We start from the raw sequence: 19017 nt of genomic DNA, 5'->3' as shown, positions 1-19017 counted from the left end.
CCTGGAAGTCGCCCACACCGTCCCCGTCCGAGTCGGCGAAGGAGTGCAGGAGCACCTCGTAGAAGACGGCGCGTCGGTACCACTGGGGGTCGTCCGAGACCGGGGGGAGCGGGCGTGCACCCGTCGTGGGCGTGGAGGGCGGCGGTGGGGGCGGGGTCGCACGGACCAGGGGGATCGCACCGGTCACGGACGGGTCACCCACGGGCCCCGGGGCCGGGTTGGGGGGAACGCCCGGTGGTGTGCCCAGGGGTGCGCCGCTCTGTGCGAAGGGATCGGTCATGTGGTGTCGTCCTGCGGTCTCAGTGGGCGGAGGGGGAGTGGTGCGAGGGCGGGTCCACCGCCATGACGTGCGCGAGGCGTGTCCAGGGACCCAGGTGCACGAAGTTGGAGGGACCCCAGGTGTAGGAGGTGCCGTCGAGCTCGTCGACGACCTGGAGGCGCGGACCACCCGGTGCGCTGTCGACGGAGTCCGCGCCGAGCGCGGACAGGTCGAGCTCGACACTTCCCTCCACGTCGTGGTGGGGGTCGAGCGAGACCACGACGATGACGGTGTCGGAGTGGCCGGAGTCGGTGAAGCGGGCGGGCACGTGCTTGGAGAAGCACAACAGGTCCGGGTGGGACGTCGGGTGGACCGTCAGCTGGTGGAGCTGCTGGAGGGCGGGATGGCGCGAACGGGCGCCGTTGAGCAGTGTGAGCAGCTGCGGGATGCCGGTCGCATCGGCCGCCTCCCAGTCCCGCGGCCGGTACTCGTACTTCTCGTTGTCGATCTGCTCCTCGAAACCGGGGCGCTGCACGTTCTCGACGAACTCGTACCCGGAGTAGATCCCCCAGTTCGGTGAGCCCATGGCCGCCAGGACGGCGCGGATCGCGAAGATCGCGGTGCCCCCCGTCGTCATCTGGGGCGTGAGGATGTCGTGGGTGGTGGGCCAGAAGGTCGGGCGCAGGACGTGGGCGGTTCCGGCGGAGAGCTCACGGAGGTAGTCCTCGATCTCCTCCTTCCCGGTGCGCCAGGCGAAGTACGTGTAGGACTGGTCGAAACCGACCATCCCGAGTGTGCGCATCATGGCGGGACGGGTGAAGGCCTCCGCGAGGAAGAGCACGTCGGGGTGGTCCGCGTGCATCTCGCGCAGGAGGCGCTGCCAGAAGTTGACGGGCTTGGTGTGGGGATTGTCGACGCGGAAGATCCTCACCCCGTGGGAGATCCAGAGCTCCAGGAGGTCGCGGATGGCGCGGTGGATCCCCTCCGGGTCGTTGTCGAAGTTGAGGGGGTAGATGTCCTGGTACTTCTTGGGTGGGTTCTCCGCATACGCGATGGAGCCGTCCGCGCGCGTCGTGAACCACTCGGGGTGCTCCTTGACCCACGGGTGGTCCGGTGAGCACTGCAGGGCGAAGTCGAGGGCCACCTCCATGTCCAGGTCCGCTGCGGCCGCGACGAAGGCGTCGAAGTCCTCGAAGGTGCCCAGGTCCGGGTGGATGGCGTCGTGTCCCCCCTCGGGGGAGCCGATGCCGTAGGGGGAACCCGGGTCCTCCGCGGTGGCTTCGAGGGTGTTGTTGCGCCCCTTGCGGAAGGTCGTGCCGATGGGGTGGACGGGGGTGAGGTAGACGACGTCGAAGCCCATGGAGGCGATGCGCGGCAGGTCCTGGGCGGCCGTGCGCAGGGTGCCCGAGACCCAGGTCCCGTCCGGGTTCTGGAACGCACCGGCGGAGCGGGCGAAGATCTCGTACCAGGAGCCGTGCACGGCCCGGGGCCTCGAGACCAGGAGCGGCTGGGACTCCGTGTGCCCGAGCAGGTCACGCAGGGGGTGGGTGCGGAAGACCGCGCGCACCCGCGAGGAGATGCCTGCGGAGAGGCGCTGCTGCGCCGAGCGGGAGGTGTCACGCATCTGGGCGGCGGCGGCCGTGAGCACCTCGACGTCCTGCGGCGGAGGGGGGGTCTGGGCGGGGTTCGTGTGCGCCTCNTGGGATGGCGTGGCGCCGACGAGGGATCCCTCCCGGCCTGCGCGCGGGCGTAGTCGAAGGAGCGCAGCATCCCTGCGACGTCGCGGAGGGCCAGGTCGTGGCGCCGTCGTTCCTCCAGGGGACGCAGGGGTTCCCCCTCGAAGTCGAGGACGAACCAGCCCTCGCTCCCCAGCAGGGTCTGGCCGAGGTGGTAGTCGCCGTGGATCCGGATGGGCGGGGGGAGCTCCCCGAGGTCGGCCACGCGGGCGACCGTGTCACTGAGGCGGTCGACGAGGTCGTCGGCGAGCTCGGGGACCTCGGCCGCCGCTGCGCGGAGGTTGCCGGTGATGCGGTCGGCGAGGGCGCTGCCCGACCCCGGGACACCGCGTCCGAAGATCTCGGCCAGGTGGTCGTGCATGCGTGCGGTCACCGCGCCGAGTTCCCGGGCCTGACCCGTCGGGTCCTCGGCGCCGGTCGCCAGGGAGACGAAGAACTGGAAGCCGTCGCGGGCGTCCTCGACCAGGCGCGCCAGGATCCCCGACACCGCCGGTCCGCCCCGACGTTCCTCGCTGGAGGGGTCGTCGGGCACCCGGACCTCCGTGTGCGCCAGGGGAGCGGGGACATTGCCCCACCCGGAGCGGGCCAGTGCCAGGGGGACCTCAAGGTCGGGGTGTGTGCCGGGAGCGATGACGCGGAAGACCTTGAGCACACCGCGAGGTGCAGGACCCGGCAGCAGGACGGAGGAGTTCGACTGCTCACCCGTGAGCAGGTGGGCGCGTCCGGCCTGCTCCAGGATCCCGGGGGTCAGGGTGTCCGGGTCACCCAGGTCGCACTGGGCACGTCGCGCCCACGCGCGCAGGAACGCCGGGTGCTGTGGCCCGTCGACCAGCCAGGCCCCGGCCACCCGGTCGATGACGCCGGCGGCGCCCACGGGGCGGGTGCCGGTGAGGACCAGTGGGACCTGGAGGACCGCGGTCCCCACCCTCAGCAGCGAGATCCACACGGGTTCCAGCGGCTGGGACCCGTCCCAGACGGCCGGTGCGGAGTCCTGGGAGAGGTCGATGTTCTCCAGGAGCTCGAGTTCCGAGGTGTCATCGCCGGGGAACCACCTCCGGGTCCGCAGCCAGGGCTCGATGACGTCGAGCAGGTCGACGTCGGGGGGCCAGGACGCACTCATGATTCCTCCTTGGGCAGGGACACGGACAGCCAGTAGAAGCCGTGGCGCGCACAGGTGATGTCGACGGCCTCGTCCTCACCGACAGGGGGGAAGGGATTGCCGGAGCCCATGTCGGCGAGCCGCCACCCCGACATGCCCGGCAGGTGGATGGTGGCCGAACGAGGGGTGGTCGAGAGGTTGTTGACGCACAGGATCGTCTCGGCCTCGTCGCGGCGCAGGAAGGCGAGCACGGCGTCGTCGGAGGTGGGCAGCAGGCTCATCGAGCCGATGCCGAAGGCCGGGTGGGCACGGCGTGTCAGGAGCATCGCCCGCGTCCAGTTGAGCATGGAGGTCGCCCTCGTGCGGTGCTCGGCGACATTGACGGCGCGCTGGTCGTAGAAGGGGGCCGAGACCAGGGGCAGGTAGAACGCATCCGGGTCGGCACTGGAGAATCCCGCCCCGGGGGAGTCGTCCCACTGCATGGGTGTGCGCACGCCGTTGCGGTCGGGCAGGTCGATGTCGTCCCCCATCCCGATCTCGTCCCCGTAGTAGAGGAAGGGCGAACCCGGCAGCGACAGCAGCAGGGCGACCGCCAGCTCCACCTCGCGGCGCGACCCCCGCAGCAGGGGCATCAGACGGCGGCGGATGCCGACGTTGGCGCGCATGCGCGGCTCCGGGGCGTACCAGTGGTACATCCGCTGGCGCTCCTCCTCGGAGACCATCTCCAGGGTGAGCTCGTCGTGGTTGCGCAGGAAGGTGCCCCACTGTCCGCCCTTGGGCAGGGGCGGGGTCGCGGCGAGGACCTCGCGGAGGCCGTAGCTGGACTCCTCCCTCAGGGCCGCGAAGATGCGCGGCATGATCGGGAAGTGGAAGCAGATGTGGCACTCGGGGGCGTCGTCCGTGCCGAAGTACGCGACGACCTCATGGGGAGGCTGGTTGGCCTCCGCGATCATCACCGTGCCGGGGAACTCGTGGTCCACCATCTCGCGCAGGCTCGCCACGTAGCGGTGCGTGGGCTCGAGGTTCTCGCAGATCGTCCCGTCCTCCTCGAAGAGGTAGGGGATCGCGTCGAGGCGGAAGCCGTCGACCCCGGTCGCGCACCAGAAGCGCACGACGTCGCGCATGGCCTCACGCACCGCAGGGTTCTCGAAGTTGAGGTCGGGCTGGTGGCTGAAGAAGCGGTGCCAGTAGAACTGTCGGCGCACAGGGTCCCAGGACCAGTTCGAGTCCTCGGTGTCGACGAAGATCACGCGGGCATCGAGGTACTCCGAGGGGCGGTCGCGCCAGACGTAGAAGTCTCCGTAGGGACCCGAGGGGTCCCGCCGGGAGGCCTGGAACCACGGGTGCTGGTCGGAGGTGTGGTTGAGGACCATGTCCACCACGATGCGGATGCCGCGGGAGTGGGCCTCGATGACCAGCAGACGGAAGTCCTCCATGGTGCCGTAGCGGGGGTCGACGCCCGTGTAGTCGGCGATGTCGTACCCGCCGTCCGCCATGGGGGAGGGGAAGAAGGGCGGCACCCACACGGCGTCGATGCCGAGCCACTGGAGGTAGTCGAGGCGGGAGATGAGGCCCTGGAAGTCGCCCACACCGTCCCCGTCCGAGTCGGCGAAGGAGTGCAGGAGCACCTCGTAGAAGACGGCGCGTCGGTACCACTGGGGGTCGTCCGAGACCGGGGGGAGCGGGCGTGCACCCGTCGTGGGCGTGGAGGGCGGCGGTGGGGGCGGGGTCGCACGGACCAGGGGGATCGCACCGGTCACGGACGGGTCACCCACGGGCCCCGGGGCCGGGTTGGGGGGAACGCCCGGTGGTGTGCCCAGGGGTGCGCCGCTCTGTGCGAAGGGATCGGTCATGTGGTGTCGTCCTGCGGTCTCAGTGGGCGGAGGGGGAGTGGTGCGAGGGCGGGTCCACCGCCATGACGTGCGCGAGGCGTGTCCAGGGACCCAGGTGCACGAAGTTGGAGGGACCCCAGGTGTAGGAGGTGCCGTCGAGCTCGTCGACGACCTGGAGGCGCGGACCACCCGGTGCGCTGTCGACGGAGTCCGCGCCNGTGGACGGGGGTGAGGTAGACGACGTCGAAGCCCATGGAGGCGATGCGCGGCAGGTCCTGGGCGGCCGTGCGCAGGGTGCCCGAGACCCAGGTCCCGTCCGGGTTCTGGAACGCACCGGCGGAGCGGGCGAAGATCTCGTACCAGGAGCCGTGCACGGCCCGGGGCCTCGAGACCAGGAGCGGCTGGGACTCCGTGTGCCCGAGCAGGTCACGCAGGGGGTGGGTGCGGAAGACCGCGCGCACCCGCGAGGAGATGCCTGCGGAGAGGCGCTGCTGCGCCGAGCGGGAGGTGTCACGCATCTGGGCGGCGGCGGCCGTGAGCACCTCGACGTCCTGCGGCGGAGGGGGGGTCTGGGCGGGGTTCGTGTGCGCCTCGCCGCGGGCCGCGCGCTCCAGGATCCGGGCGCCCTCCTCGAGGGCGAGGTCGACGTCGATGCGGGCGTCGACCTTGATGGTGGCGTCGTGGCGCCAGGTGGCGTAGGGGTCTGACCAGGTGTCGATGCGGAAGGACCACTCCCCGGTCCCGTCGGCCATGACCCAGGCCTCCATGCGGTCCAGGCCCGGCGCGATCCCCACCATGGGGGTGCGGGAGTGCTCACTGCCGTCGGGTCGCAGGAGCACGGCCTCCGCGCCGAAGGCATCGTGTCCCTCGCGGAATGCGGTGGCGCGGACCGGGAAGGGCTCTCCCTGTGTGGCCTTGGCGGGCAGACGTCCGCCCTCGACGACCGGGAAGAGTTCGAGCGCCGGGATCCGGGGGAGGTCGGGGTGGTCGCAGGGGGAGGAGGTGCGGGGCTGTGCTGGTCTCGTCTGGCTCACGGAACCCACAGTAGTGGCCGTGGCGGACTCGTGTGCCCCGGCGCACACTCTCCCCGAGGTGTCCGCTGGCGCCGTTGCGACGGGGCGATCCGTCCCGGGGTGTCCGCCAGTCGGACACGCCGGATGTCAACCGCCGCTCGGGCGGATGCGGCCCGTGCGATCGGTGACATCCGGGGGTGCCGGATCCGGACGCCCTCCCCATCGGCGGATGCGGCGGATACACTGCAGCGCATGAGAGCCATTCGACGTTTCACCGTCCGTACAGTCCTTCCCGAGGCGCTGTCCCCCTTGGACACCCTCGCCAGGAACCTGCGTTGGTGCTGGCACGCACCCACCGCGGAGTTCTTCGCCTCCCTCGATCCCCAGGCATGGGAGCGTGTCCACGGCGATCCGATCGCGCTGCTCGGCCAGATCGGCACCGAGCGCTTCCGACAGCTCGCGGCCGACTCCTCCGTGGTCGACCGTGCCGCTGAGCTCGCCGACGACCTCGCCCGTTACATGAGCGAGCCCCGCTGGTACCAGTCCGACTTCCACGCCGAGGGCAAGCCGGAGGCCATCGCCTACTTCTCCGCGGAGTTCGGCATCACCGCCGTGTTGCCGCAGTACTCCGGCGGACTCGGCATCCTCGCCGGCGACCACCTCAAGAGCGCGTCCGACCTCGGCGTGCCGATCGTCGGTGTCGGTCTTCTCTACGAGTCCGGATACTTCCGTCAGTCGCTGACCCGCGACGGGTACCAGCGTGAGACCTACCCGCTCATCGACCCGAACAACCTCCCGTTGACCCTCCTGCGCGAGCAGGACGGCACGCCCGCACGCATCGCGGTGCCCCTGCCCGGTGAGCGCACCCTCAACGCCCAGGTCTGGGTAGCCCAGGTCGGGCGTGTCCCACTGCTCCTCATGGATTCCAACGTCCCGGAGAACGACCCGGTGTCCCGCACCGTGACCGACCGGCTCTACGGCGGCTCCCAGGAACACCGCCTGGAGCAGGAGCTCCTGCTGGGCGTCGGTGGTGTCAAGGCGCTGCGCCTGTACTCGCGACTGACCGGAGCTCCCTCGCCCACCGTCTACCACTGCAACGAGGGCCACGCCGGCTTCCTCGCGGTGGAGCGTCTGCGTGAGCTGATGGAGGGCGGGGAACACCTCGGTCTGGCCGCGGCCATCGAGGCGGTGCGTTCGGGGACCCTGTTCACCACGCACACTCCGGTCCCCGCCGGTATCGACCGCTTCAACCGTGGGCTCGTCTCACGCTACCTGGACGCGATCCCCCTCCCGGGGGCCTCCACGGAGGACATCGTGGCTCTGGGCAACGAGTCCTACCCCGGTGGCAACCCCGACGTCTTCAACATGGCGGTCCTGGGCCTGCGCATGGCGCGCCGCGCCAATGGGGTGGCCAAGCTCCACGGAAAGGTCTCGCGACGCATGTTCTCGGCCCTGTGGGCCGGGTTCGACGTCGAGGAGGTCCCGATCACCTCCGTGACGAACGGTGTGCACGGCCCGACGTGGCGCGCGCCCTCGTTCCAGGCCAAGGCCGAGGAGTACCTCACGCCTGAGGAGATCGCCTCGGGGGAGGGATGGCTCAAGCCCGAGGACAAGGGGGGCATCCCCGACGAGGTCCTCTGGGCCCAGCGCCACGAGCTGCGTGAGCGCCTGGTCCACTCCGCGCGTCGCCGTGTCCACGATTCCTGGATTGAGCGCGGGGCCTCCCCGGCAGAGCTCGGTTGGATCGACGGCGTGCTCGACCCGGACGTGCTCACGATCGGTTTCGCGCGACGGGTGCCCACCTACAAGCGCCTCACCCTCATGCTCAACGACCCCGAACGGCTCACGCGTCTGCTGACCGACCCCGAGCGCCCGATCCAGATCGTGGTGGCCGGCAAGTCCCACCCGGACGACGAGCTGGGTGTGAGTCTGATCCAGCGCCTCGTCCAGTTCGCCGACAACGCGAAGGTCCGTGACCGCATCGTCTTCCTGCCCAACTACGACATCGCGATGGCCCAGACCCTGATGCCGGGCTGCGACGTGTGGCTGAACAACCCGCTGCGCCCCCTGGAGGCCTCGGGCACCTCCGGCATGAAGTGCGCCCTCAACGGGGCGCTCAACCTGTCGGTGCTCGACGGCTGGTGGGACGAGATGTACGACGGGGCCAACGGGTGGGCGATTCCCACCGCCGACGGCGTGGAGGACCCGGAGCGGCGTGACCGCATCGAGGCCGCCGCCCTCTACGACCTCATCGAGAACACGGTCGCGCCGCGCTTCTACGGACGCGACGAGCACGGGGTGCCCAGGCGCTGGATGGAGATGATGCGACACACGCTGGCGACGCTGGGCCCGAAGGTCCAGGCGACCCGCATGGTCCGCGACTACGTCGAGCAGCTCTACACCCCCGTCGCCCGTGCCTCCGCAACGATCGACGTGCCCGGCCACGAGGCCGCCCGTGCCCTCGCCGAGTGGAAGTGGAAGGTGCGTTCCCACTGGGGTGAGGTCCACGTCGACTACGTCGAGGTCCACACCCCCGACGTCGCGCAGATCGGCGACGAGGTGCAGGTCAGGGCTCAGGTCCACCTCGGGGCCCTGCGGCCCGAGGACGTCCGCGTCCAGGTGCTGGCCGGACCGGTGGGATCCGACGACGAGATCCACGACTTCGTCACCGCCGAGTTGTCCCCGGTGGGGGACCTCGGGGACGGGCGCTGGGAGTTCCGGGGCACCGAGGAGCTCAACGCCGCCGGGTCCTTCGGCTACGCCGTGCGCGTCGTGCCCTGGAACCCGCTGATGGCGGGGGTCACCGAGCTGGGCCTCGTCTCCGTGGCCGAGCCCTCCTCCGTCGTCTCCGAGAAGCACACGACCTTCGGGGAGTGATCTCCCGGTAGGACCACGAGGGGCCCGGACGACTGCCGTCGTCCGGGCCCCTTGCCGTGCGTGACCGCGGGGGCTAGGCACTGACCCCGAAGACGTGGCCGATGCCATAGGTCAGCGCCAGCGCGGCGGCACCACCCAGCACCAGGCGGAGCACCGCGCGGGTGCGGGGTGCCTCGCCGAGCCAGGCGCTCACCCAACCGGTGACGGCCAACGCCACCAGCACTGCGAACATGGTGGCGGGGATGCGGACCTGGGGCCCGAAGGCGAGCATGGTGAGGAAGGGCAGGGCGGAGCCGGCCACGAAGGCGACGAGCGAGCTCAGCGCCGCGGCCCACGGACTGGTGAGGTCGTTGGGATCGATGTTGTGCTCCGCCGTGAGGTGGGCGCCGACGGCATCGCGCTCGGAGAGTTCCTGGGCGACGGTCCTGGCAGTGGCGGAGCTCAGGCCCTTCTGTTCCCAGATGCGGGTGAGACGGTTCTCCTCGCCCTGGGGATCGCGGGCGAGGTCGGCACGCTTCTCGATGACGAGCTGGCGTTCGGTGTCACGCTGGGTGGAGACCGAGACGTACTCGCCCACGGACATCGACAGTGCCGCGGAGGCGATTCCCGCGGTGCCCGCGATGGCGATGGCGGAGGTGTTGGTGGGGTCCGCGGCCGCGACACCGACCAGCAGGCCCGAGATGGAGACGATCCCGTCATTGGCGCCCAGCACCCCGGCGCGCAGCCAGTTGAGGCGCTGGGTGATGGAACCGCCGCCGAAGGGTTCGCCCTCCTCGTGCCGCGCGGCCTCCGAACCCTCCGGAAGCTGACCGGCCCGTCGGGTGCGCGTATTGCGTCGCCGGTCCGCCTGGAGTCGACCGACGAGGGAGGGAAGCAGTGACGTGATGGCCATGACTGAACGTTATCGCTGGTCAGACGGCGTGTTCCAGCAAGGGAAGGCACTCCTGTGGCACCTGAGGGGCACCTTCACACAGGCCCCTGACCAGCTGCGCGTGGGCCGAAGGTCCCACTCCGACGGTGCGGCGACGGACATCCGTGCGTGACCGTCCGGTCAAGTGCGGGCAGTCGTGCAGTGCCCGCCGACCGGGCGCGGATACGGGTCCGCCCTCGTACGCGCGGGGCGACGAGGGCGGAGGCGACACCCGCCGACGAGGGCGGGGTCCGGTTGAGGGCGTCAGTCAGTAGATCATGTGCATGGCCTCGCGCACCTCGTGGAGGGTGCGGTCGGCGCGCTCATTGGCCTTCTCGTTGCCGGCGTGGAGCACGTCGAGCAGGTAGGCCTCGTCACCGGCCAGCTCCGCGCGACGCGCCCGGATGGGGGCCAGCATCTCGTTGAGGGCCTCGGTGACGACGGCCTTGAGGGTGCCCGCCCCCTTGTCCCCGATGCGCTCGGCGATCGCCTCGGGGGCCTCGCCCGTGGCGAGGGACGCCATGAGCAGCAGGTTGGAGACCTCGGGACGGTGCTCGGGATCGTAGGTGATGACCCTGTCCGCGTCCGTCTTCGCCTTGCGCAGGGCCTTCGCGGTCTCGTCGGCGGTCATCGCGAGCTCGATCGTGTTGCCGCGCGACTTCGACATCTTCACCCCGTCGGTCCCCAGCACGTGGGTGGCGGCGGAGAGCAGGGCATCGGGGCGCGGGAAGACGGGGTGGTCCTGCTCGGCGCGTCCGTAGCGACGGTCGAAGCGCTGGGCGATGAGGCGGGTCTGCTCCAGGTGGGGGAGCTGGTCCTGGCCGACCGGCACCAGGTTGGCCTTGCAGAAGAGGATGTCGGCGGCCTGGTGGACCGGGTAAGTGAGCAGCAGGCCCGACATCGCGCGACCGTCGGTGGCCTCCAGCTCGGCCTTCACGGTGGGGTTGCGGTGGAGTTCGGACTCCGTCACCAGTGACAGGAAGGGAAGCATGAGCTGGTTGAGTGCGGGGACCGAGGAGTGCGTGAAGATCGTCGTGCGCTCGGGGTCCAGACCGGCCGCCAGGTAGTCGGTGACCAGGCCCAGGACCCGCTCGCGCAGGGGGCCGACCACGTCGCGGTCGGTGATGACCTGGTAGTCCGCGATGACCACCCACGTGTCCACCCCGCGGTCCTGGAGGACCACCCTGTTGCGCAGGGTCCCGAAGTAGTGCCCCAGGTGGAGGCGACCCGTCGGCCGGTCGCCCGTGAGGACACGGAAACGGGACGGGTCCTCAGCGATGGCGAGGTCGATCTGCTCGGATCGCGCACGGGTGCGCTGGAGGGACGCCTCATTCGTGGAGTTGGCAAGCTGGTCTTCGCTGGTCGTGGTCACCCGAGGATTCTAGCCCGCCTGCCCACGGGGACGTCCGGGCGCCCGCACCCGCACGCACACGGCCGGTGTCGGTCGGGGGCGGGAGGGGGCGTGCCCCGGGGGTCAGTCGGGCTGCACGCGTGCGTCGGTGGGGGTGGGGGGTTCCACGGAGAGCAGGACGAGCATCGAGAGGGGCTCCACCCGCATCGTCGAACCCGTGCCCACCCGCTCCAGCCGGGAGGGCAGCGTCCCGATGTCGCGGGAGACGTCGATGCCCCCGTCGGAGGGATCCGACCAGGACGTGTCCATGACGACCAACCAGTCGAGACCGTGCCCGTGGGCCAGCGTGACCTTCCGGGTGGAGGAGGTGCCGTTGACGACCACGAGGGCGTCCCGGTCCCCGTGCGCCAACCCGGAGCGCAGCATCTGGAAGACCCGGTTCTCCTCGCGCGACCACCCGCCCTGTGGCATGCCGGTCCCCTTGCGGGTGTACCAGCCGACGTCGGCGATCGTGTCGCCCGGGACGGGGACGCCGGTGGCGAAGGTCTCGGGGCGCAGCACCGGGTGGCACCGTCGCAGGGAGAGCAGCCACCGTGTGGTGGCCACCTGGTCGAGCTGGTCGCGGGAGAGGTCCCAGTCCAACCACGAGATCGGCCCGTCCTGGCAGTAGGCGTTGTTGTTGCCGTACTGGGTGCGCTGGAACTCGTCACCCGCGGTGATCATCGGGGTGCCCGCGGAGACGAGCATGGTGGTCAGCAGGTTGCGCTGGCTGCGCTGGCGTGCGGGGAAGATGTCCTCCACGATCCCGGCCGCGTCACGCGCGTCCGAGTCGAGCAGGGAGGACGCCACCGCGCCCTCGAGGCCGTGGTTCCAGGAGAGGTTGTTGGAGGAGCCGTCCCGGTTGCCCTCCAGGTTGGCCATGTTGTGCTTGTGGTCGTAGGCGGTGAGGTCCGCCAGGGTGAACCCGTCGTGGGCCGTGACGAAGTTGACCGAGGCCCGGGGTCCGCGCAACCTGCCCGGGCCGTGGGTGAAGACGTCCGCGGAGCCCGACAGCCGCGTGGCCAGTTCATTGGGACCCGAGGCCCAGCGCCCGGTGACGAGGTTGCGGAGGTCGGAGAGCCAGAATCCGCGCGCGGAGTCACGGAAGCGGTCGTTCCACTCCGAGAAGGGGGCGGGGAAGTTGCCCGTCTGCCACCCTCCCGGCCCGACGTCCCAGGGTTCGGCGATGAGCTTGTCCAGGCTGAGGTCCTCGTCGGTGGCCATGGCCACGAGCAGGGGGTGCAGGGGGGTGAACCCGGTGGAGAAACGGCCCAGGGTGGCGGCCAGGTCGAAGCGGAAGCCGTCGACGCCCATCTCGCCCGACCAGTAGCGCAGGGAGTCCAGGACCATCTGCATGCTGCGCGGGTGGTCGAAGTCCACGGTGTTGCCGGTCCCCGTCCAGTCGACCATCTGCATGGGGCGCGAGGGCGTGTGGCGGTAGTACAGCGTGGAGTCGAGACCACGCCAGGACAGGGAGGGACCTGAGTCGTTGCCCTCGCAGGTGTGGTTGTAGACCACGTCGAGGAGGACCTCGATGCCCGCCAGGTGGAGGATCGAGACCATGCCGCGGAACTCGTCCACCACGGCCTGCGCGCCCCGGGCACGGGCCGCGGCGGTGGCGTAGGAGGGCTCAGGGGTGAAGAAGTTCAGGGTGGAGTAGCCCCAGTAGTTCGTCAGGCCGCGCTCGGAGAGGAAGGACTCGTCCAGCTTGGCGTGCACCGGCAGCAGTTCCACCGCGGTGACACCCAGGGAGTGGAGGTGGTCGATGGAGCGGGGGTGGGCCAGTCCCGCGTAGGTCCCGCGCAGTTCGGCGGGGACACCGGGCAGGTTCTTGGTGAAGCCCTTGACGTGGAGTTCGTAGATGACGCTGCGGTTCCACGGGATCCGTGGTTTCTCGGCGACGTCGAAGTGGTGTCCGACCACCACCGACGTCGGCACGTGGCCCGCGGAGTCGAGGTCGGACTTCACCAGCGGGTAGGTCGTGGGGTAGAGGTCGTCGTCGACCTGGTGGGCGTGGACCTCGGGACCCAGGTCGAGGCTGCCCTCCAACCCCCGCGTGTAGGGGTCGATGAGGAGCTTGGCGGGATTGTGGAAGAGGCCCCCGTCGGGATCCCAGGGTCCGTGGACGCGGAAACCGTAGTGCAGGCCCTCGCCCATGGCGTCCAGGTGCCCGTGCCACACACCCGTGTCCGGCCCCCGCAGGGACCAGCGTCGTTCGAAGCGGGGGCCGCCCTCGTTGATGACGCAGAAGTCGACGCGGGTGGCGTGCTCGGCGACCACCGCGATGTCGATCCCGGACCCCGCCACGTGCACACCCAGGCGCTGCGGCGTGGGGTTGGGGGCGGGCACGGTGGGTGCGGGGCCGGTGGGGTCCGCAGTCCGGTCGTCGCTGCGTGTTCCCATGGCTCCTCGAAGGTCGGTGGTGCGTGTCCGGGCGGTGCGCCCGAGGGCGAGTCTACTTGGCACGTCGTGGGGCAGGACGTGATGCGGACGACCGGATCCTGTCGGGGGCTCCCGGGTCGGTGTGTGGCACGCTGGGGTCATGAGAATCGTGGTGTGTGTGAAGCACGTCCCCGACGCCCAGTCCGACCGCCGTTTCGAGGACGGACACATGGTGCGCGGCGAGGACGACGTGCTCAATGAACTGGACGAGAACGCGATCGAGGCCGCGGTGTCCCTGGTGGAGGGGAGCGGCGGCGAGGTGGTCGCGGTGACGATGGGCCCCGAGGACGCCCGGGACGCGGTGCTGCGCGCCCTGCAGATGGGTGCCGACCGCGGGGTGCTGGTCAGCGACGAACGCCTCGCCGGTTCCGACGCCATCGGGACGGCTGCCGTCCTGGCCGCCGCCATCCGCAGGATCGGCGCTGACGGGCCCGTCGACCTGGTGCTCACCGGGATGGCGAGCCTGGACGGCATGACCTCCATGATGCCCGCCGCACTCGCCGCCCAGCTGCACCTGCCCTTCCTGGGACTGGCCCATGCGATGGAGGTCCGTGACGGCGCCACCGTGCCCGTCGTGCGCATCGAGCGCTCCGCCGACGGCTTCGACGACGTCCTGGAGGCGGCCGTCCCCGTCGTCGTCTCCGTCACCGACCAGATCAACGAGCCGCGCTACCCGAGTTTCAAGACCATGAAGGCCGCCCGCTCCAAGCCACTGGAGGAGTGGACGCTGGAGGACCTCTCCGACTTCGAGGAGGGCGACGAACTCGACCAGCCCCTCTCCGCCATCCAGGTGATGGATGCGTCGGCGCGCACGCGCAGCAGCGAGGGCGTCCTGGTCACCGACTCCGGTGACGCCGGCGAGCGCCTGGCCCGCTACCTGCTCGACGAGGTGAAGTGACGATGACACAGCTCCTGCACGCCCCCGTCCTGGTGGTCACCGACCACACCGGCGACGAGGCCTCCGGGTACACCCTGACCCCGGCCTCCTCCCAGCTGCTCACCCTCGCCCGGTCCCTCACCGACGCCGAGGTCGTCGCCGTGGCGCTGAACCCCGCCCCCGACCTGGCGGCGCTGGGCGCCCAGGGTGTCCGACGCGTCCTGGTCCCCGACCTCGGTGACCACTCCCCACGGGTCTCGGCCGTCGTGGCCGATGCCGTGCGCGCGTGTCTCGGACACGTGCCCGGCGCCGGGGCCACCCTGTGCGTGTCCAACTACCGCGGCCGTGAGGTCGCCGCCCGCCTCGCCGCCCAGCTCAGCTCCGGTGCAGCCGTGGACGTGACCTCCGTGGAGGTCGCCGACGGTGAGCTCCAGGCCCGCAAGTCCGCGCTGGCCGGGTCGTGGACCACGAAGTTCCACGTCACCCGCGGCATGCCCGTGATCGCGGTGCGCCCCTCCAGCGTGGAGGCCCAGGACGTGGCGGAGCCGACCCGACCGGAGGCCGTGCCGGTCCCGGTGGAGTACTCACCCGAGGCGCTCGCGGTCCGCGTGGTCTCCTCCGTGGAGCAGACCGGGACCGGGCGCGTGTCCCTGGGCGACGCCCAGACCGTGGTGGTCGGTGGGCGTGGGACGGAGGGCGACTTCTCCCTGGTCGAGGAGCTCGCGGACCTGCTCGGCGGTGCCGTGGGTGCCACCCGTGTGGCCTCCGACGAGGGCTGGGTGCCCCGCGCCATCCAGATCGGCCAGACCGGCGTCTCGGTGGCCCCCAAGCTCTACATCGGGCTGGGTGTGTCGGGGGCCGTCCACCACACGGTGGGCATGCAGTCCGCGCAGCACATCGTCGCCGTCAACGACGACCCGGACGCCCCGATCTTCGAGATCGCGGACTTCGGCGTGGTCGGGGACCTCTTCGAGGTGGTGCCGCGGGCGATCGAGGCCCTGCGCGCTGCCGGCGTGGGGAACTGAGCAGCGGGGGATGGACACACCGTGAGCTGCCTGCCCCACCAGCACTACCTGGACCACGCCGCGACCTCCCCCGTGCGCGAGTCGGCCCTGGAGGCCTGGGTCGCGACCACGCGCGCCCTGCGCGACGTGCCCGGCAATCCAGCCGCGCTGCACGCGGGGGGGCGGGCCGCGCGCCTGCTGCTGGAGGAGGCACGCGAACGCATCGGGGCGGCCCTGGGCGCCGAGCGCGCCGAGGTGGTCCTCACCTCCGGGGCGACGGAGGCCGATGCGCTGGCCGTCGCCGGGGGCGCGAGGGGTTCACGAGGGCGGGACCCACGACGTACCCATGTGCTGGTCTCCCGCATCGAGCACGACGCGGTGGGTGCCCAGAGGGGCGGACTCGAGGCCCAGGGGTTCCACTGGGACCTGCTGCCGCTCGGACCCGACGGAGTGAGCGTCGTGGACCCGGGGGAGCTGGACGGGGCGGAACCGGGGCTGGCGTTGGCCTCCCTGGCGCTCGTGTGCTCCGAGGTCGGGACCGTGCAACCCGTGGCCGCCCTCGTCGACGCCCTGGCCGCACGCGGGGGCACGACCGGGCATCCCGGCGCCGACGCGTCCCGTGCCCTGGTGCACACCGACGCCGCACAGGCCGTGGGCACCCTGGACGTGGACTTCCACGCCCTGGGGGTCGACCTGATGTCGGTGGGCGGGCACAAGCTCGGGGCTCCCGTGGGCACGGGCGCGCTGCTGGTGCGCCGCGGGGTGCCCCTGCAGGGAGACCGCCCCGGGGGTGGTCAGGAGCGCGGAGTGCGCTCGGGCACCGTCGACGTGGCGGGCGCCGTGGCCCTGGCCGCTGCCCTGGACGAGGTCGTCGCGCAACGCGGGCGCACCCGGGAGTGGATGCGCGTCCTCACCGAGCGCGTGCTGGCCGGGTTGCCGGAGGGCGTGCGCCCGACGATCGGGCCCGACACGGTGACCGCACCCTCGATCCTGCACCTCAGCCTCGACACCGCCCATCCCGAGGCGGTGCTCATGGCCATGGATGCCGCAGGTGTCATGGTCTCCGCGGGCTCCGCCTGCCACGCCGGGGTCACGCGTCCCTCGACAGTGGTCCTGGCCATGGGGCGCAGCGAGTGCGAGGCGCTGGGCGTCCTGCGCGTGTCCGTCGGGGACTCCACGACCACCGATGACGTCGACGCCCTGCTCGCGGCCCTGCCTGCTGCGCTGGCGGCCGGGCAGGCCCTGGACGGGCGCGACCACACCCGGGCGGAGGTCCGGGCATGAGGGTCCTGGCGGCACTCTCGGGAGGGGTGGACTCCGCGGTGGCGGCAGCGCGGGCGGTCGCCGAGGGCCACGAGGTGGTCGGCGTCCACATGGCGCTGTCGTCGGAGCCCCAGGCCTGCCGCATCGGGTCACGGGGGTGCTGCTCGGTGGAGGACGCCGGGGACGCCGCCCGGGCCGCTGAGGTCATGGGCATCCCCTTCTACGTGTGGGACCTGGCCGAGGAGTTCGAGGAGACGGTCATCACCGACTTCGTCGAGCAGTACCGCGCCGGGCACACCCCCAACCCCTGCGTGCGCTGCAACGAGTTCGTGAAGTTCCGGGAGCTCGCGGAGCGCGCCCGGGCGCTGGGCTTCGACGCGGTGTGCACCGGGCACTACGCGCGCATCGTCACCGGCCCCGCAGGCCCCGAACTGCACCGCGCGGTGGACGAGGCCAAGGACCAGTCCTACGTCTTGGCCGTCATGGGTCGCGAGGAGCTCTCCCGCGTCCTGCTGCCCCTGGGGGATGCGCCCTCGAAGGCCTGGGTCCGCGCAGAGGCGGAGCGCCTGGGTCTGGGTGTGTCCGCGAAGCCCGACTCCTACGACATCTGCTTCATCCCCGACGGGGACACCCGTGGTTTCCTGCGCCGCCACCTCGGCGAGGCCCCGGGCGCGGTCGTGGACACCGAGGGCCGGGTGGTCGGCGAGCACAGTGGGTACTGGAACTTCACCGTCGGCCAGCGCCGGGGCCTCCACCTGGGGGACCCGGCCCCCGACGGGCAGCCCCGCTACGTGCTGGAGACGAGGCCCGGGACCAACACGGTGGTGGTCGGTGCTGCGACGCTGCTGAGCGTGGACACGATCACCTGCGCCGCACCGGTCCTGGTGGCCGGGGACGACGCACTGGAAGTCGATGCCGCGGCGACCGCGGCCTTCGGGGTGGAGATGGCGGGGCGCAGGCTGTGCGAGGTGCCCCAGGGGGTACTCACCGCGCAGGTGCGTGCCCACGGCACGCCGTCGGTGGTGACAGGGGTGCGCCACGGGGCGGCCGGTCTGGAGGTCGACCTCGCGGCGCCCGTGCGCGGGGTGGCCGCCGGACAGTCCCTGGTGCTCTACCGCGGCACGCGCGTGCTGGCCGAGGCGACGATCACCGCGGCCCGGCGCCGGGATGTGCACTCGGGGCACGACACGCAGTGGTTCGGGGCGGGAAGCGCTGCGACTGCACACGCCGTCGCCCACCGGGACTGAGGTCACGACCCCGGGCCGCCCTCCTCCTGCCTGTGACGCGTCCCTCGCGGTGGAGGGCATCGTGCCCCGGGTGTGGATGGCGGCCGGGCGTCCGGATCGGGGATGATTCCCGGGTGCTGACCCTCCCGGAGAACATCGCGGCGCAGTCCGCCGCCGCCCGCCACAAGACCCTCGGCGCCCTGCGCCCCGCCAACTACCTCGTCGCCGCCATGATGGCGGGGGTCTTCATCGGCCTGGCGGACATCTTCATGCTCACTGCCGGTGGCCCGCTGCGCCTGGAGGGCTCCGCCTGGTCGCCCCTGGTGGAGGGCGGGGTGTTCGGCATCGGGTTGATCCTCGTCGTCTTCGCCGGGGGTGAGCTCGCGACCTCGGCGATGATGATCCTGCCCATCGGCCTGCGGGAGCGGGCCGTGGAGTGGGGCCCGGCGGGTCGGGCCTTCGCCCTCATGCTCCTGGGCAACCTGGCCGGGGCGGTCGTCCTCGCCCTGCTGGTGCGCGGGGGCGGCATCATGGCCGACGGCACAGTGCCCGGCGAGGCGTTGGCCGCGGTGGTCGCCGCCAAGGCCCACAAGACCACCGTCGAACTGTTCTTCCGCGCGGTCCTGTGCAATGTGCTGGTGTGCCTGGCGATGTGGTCGGTGACGCGCACCAGCAACGACGTGGCGAAGATGGTGCTCATGGCCTGGTGCATGGCTGCCTTCGTCGCCTCGGGCATGGAGCACGTCGTGGCGAACATGACCACCTTCGCCCTGGGGCTCGTCCACGGGGTGCCCGGTGCCACGCTCGCGGAGGCCGGGCGCAACCTGGGCACGGTGCTGGTGGGCAATGTCGTGGGCGGGGCACTGTTCGTGGGCGCGGCCATGTGGACGGCCTCGCGCACGGAGGTCGACGAGGGCGACCCCGCCGGTGCGGATGCCGGCACCGGCGCTGCTGTCGGCACTGTCCTGGACTGAACGCAGGGGCGGGGCGGGGGGCCGTCCCGGCCCCCCGGGGGGCGCCGGGCTCAGGGGGGGGGCGCGACCCGGTACTGCCCCATGGGGTCCCCCGGCCCCCCCCCGGAGGGCCTGG

At 71.5% G+C, this 19017-nt stretch carries 11 protein-coding genes and 4 pseudogenes; 6 read left to right on the top strand and 9 right to left on the bottom strand.

Features of this window, described 5'->3' with window-relative positions:
- The 6 genes and pseudogenes from BQ9890_RS15730 to BQ9890_RS01145 all read right to left on the bottom strand — a co-directional run.
- Positions 1-280: pseudogene (locus BQ9890_RS15730) on the bottom strand (maltose alpha-D-glucosyltransferase); the annotation flags it as partial.
- Positions 281-299: 19 nt separating this feature from the next.
- A complete protein-coding gene (locus BQ9890_RS01160; protein WP_230297759.1) occupies positions 300-1907 on the bottom strand; it encodes an alpha-amylase family protein in 1608 nt (535 codons plus the stop codon).
- Positions 1908-2155: 248 nt separating this feature from the next.
- Positions 2156-3115, bottom strand: a pseudogene (locus BQ9890_RS16760) (hypothetical protein); the annotation flags it as partial.
- Positions 3112-4947: a maltose alpha-D-glucosyltransferase gene (gene treS / locus BQ9890_RS01150; protein WP_078062141.1), complete on the bottom strand. Its 1836-nt coding sequence runs from the start codon at positions 4945-4947 to the stop codon at positions 3112-3114. The gene treS and the pseudogene BQ9890_RS16760, both read right to left, overlap by 4 nt.
- A 19-nt stretch (positions 4948-4966) precedes the next feature.
- Positions 4967-5059: pseudogene (locus BQ9890_RS16755) on the bottom strand (hypothetical protein); the annotation flags it as partial.
- 61 nt (positions 5060-5120) lie between these two features.
- Positions 5121-5960: pseudogene (locus BQ9890_RS01145) on the bottom strand (maltotransferase domain-containing protein); the annotation flags it as partial.
- Positions 5961-6191: 231 nt separating this feature from the next.
- On the opposite strand from BQ9890_RS01145, the gene glgP reads away from it, so the two are divergent.
- Positions 6192-8816, top strand: a complete 2625-nt coding sequence (gene glgP / locus BQ9890_RS01140; RefSeq protein ID WP_075888700.1) for an alpha-glucan family phosphorylase — start codon at positions 6192-6194, stop codon at positions 8814-8816.
- A gap of 73 nt (positions 8817-8889) precedes the next feature.
- Here glgP and BQ9890_RS01135 read toward each other — a convergent pair whose 3' ends face one another.
- The 3 genes from BQ9890_RS01135 to glgX all read right to left on the bottom strand — a co-directional run bounded on the left by BQ9890_RS01135 (position 8890) and on the right by glgX (position 13519).
- The gene (locus BQ9890_RS01135) at positions 8890-9708 is read right to left on the bottom strand and encodes a VIT1/CCC1 transporter family protein (protein WP_078062140.1); all 819 of its coding nucleotides are present in this window, start codon (positions 9706-9708) and stop codon (positions 8890-8892) included.
- A gap of 286 nt (positions 9709-9994) precedes the next feature.
- Positions 9995-11098 carry a tryptophan--tRNA ligase gene (trpS, locus tag BQ9890_RS01130; protein WP_075888698.1) on the bottom strand — a complete coding sequence of 368 codons (1104 nt, stop codon included), beginning with the start codon at positions 11096-11098 and terminating at the stop codon, positions 9995-9997.
- A gap of 102 nt (positions 11099-11200) precedes the next feature.
- Positions 11201-13519, bottom strand: a complete 2319-nt coding sequence (glgX, locus tag BQ9890_RS01125; protein WP_078062139.1) for a glycogen debranching protein GlgX — start codon at positions 13517-13519, stop codon at positions 11201-11203.
- A gap of 139 nt (positions 13520-13658) precedes the next feature.
- Here glgX and BQ9890_RS01120 point away from each other — a divergent pair, with 139 nt between their 5' ends.
- The 5 genes from BQ9890_RS01120 to BQ9890_RS01100 all read left to right on the top strand — a co-directional run bounded on the left by BQ9890_RS01120 (position 13659) and on the right by BQ9890_RS01100 (position 18902).
- Positions 13659-14456 (top strand): electron transfer flavoprotein subunit beta/FixA family protein, encoded by a 798-nt coding sequence (locus BQ9890_RS01120; protein ID WP_075888696.1) that lies wholly within the window; start codon positions 13659-13661, stop codon positions 14454-14456.
- A gap of 2 nt (positions 14457-14458) precedes the next feature.
- Positions 14459-15460 carry an electron transfer flavoprotein subunit alpha/FixB family protein gene (locus BQ9890_RS01115; protein ID WP_075888694.1) on the top strand — a complete coding sequence of 334 codons (1002 nt, stop codon included), beginning with the start codon at positions 14459-14461 and terminating at the stop codon, positions 15458-15460.
- 21 nt (positions 15461-15481) lie between these two features.
- Positions 15482-16723, top strand: coding sequence for a cysteine desulfurase family protein (locus BQ9890_RS01110; RefSeq protein ID WP_230297758.1), 1242 nt, complete (start codon positions 15482-15484; stop codon positions 16721-16723).
- Complete coding sequence (mnmA, locus tag BQ9890_RS01105; protein WP_078062138.1) at positions 16720-17949, top strand: tRNA 2-thiouridine(34) synthase MnmA; 1230 nt, start codon at positions 16720-16722, stop codon at positions 17947-17949. Before BQ9890_RS01110 ends, mnmA begins: the two co-directional genes overlap by 4 nt.
- Positions 17950-18062: 113 nt before the next feature.
- Positions 18063-18902 (top strand): formate/nitrite transporter family protein, encoded by an 840-nt coding sequence (locus tag BQ9890_RS01100; protein WP_075888692.1) that lies wholly within the window; start codon positions 18063-18065, stop codon positions 18900-18902.
- Positions 18903-19017: the final 115 nt, after the last annotated feature.

This window comes from Actinomyces provencensis (genome assembly GCF_900155435.1).
Classification (GTDB): domain Bacteria; phylum Actinomycetota; class Actinomycetes; order Actinomycetales; family Actinomycetaceae; genus Pauljensenia; species Pauljensenia provencensis.
The sequence above is the reverse complement of the archived record's forward strand: the minus strand, read 5'-3'. Positions and strand labels throughout refer to the sequence as shown.

Excerpts from the sequence above, each read along its gene's own strand:
- treS (WP_078062141.1), bottom strand. The coding sequence starts at position 4,947 with ATGACCGATCCCTTCGCACAGAGCGGCGCACCCCTGGGCACACCACCG.
- glgP (WP_075888700.1), top strand. The coding sequence starts at position 6,192 with ATGAGAGCCATTCGACGTTTCACCGTCCGTACAGTCCTTCCCGAGGCG.
- BQ9890_RS01135 (WP_078062140.1), bottom strand. The coding sequence starts at position 9,708 with ATGGCCATCACGTCACTGCTTCCCTCCCTCGTCGGTCGACTCCAGGCG.
- glgX (WP_078062139.1), bottom strand. The coding sequence starts at position 13,519 with ATGGGAACACGCAGCGACGACCGGACTGCGGACCCCACCGGCCCCGCA.
- BQ9890_RS01120 (WP_075888696.1), top strand. The coding sequence starts at position 13,659 with ATGAGAATCGTGGTGTGTGTGAAGCACGTCCCCGACGCCCAGTCCGAC.
- BQ9890_RS01115 (WP_075888694.1), top strand. The coding sequence starts at position 14,459 with ATGACACAGCTCCTGCACGCCCCCGTCCTGGTGGTCACCGACCACACC.
- mnmA (WP_078062138.1), top strand. The coding sequence starts at position 16,720 with ATGAGGGTCCTGGCGGCACTCTCGGGAGGGGTGGACTCCGCGGTGGCG.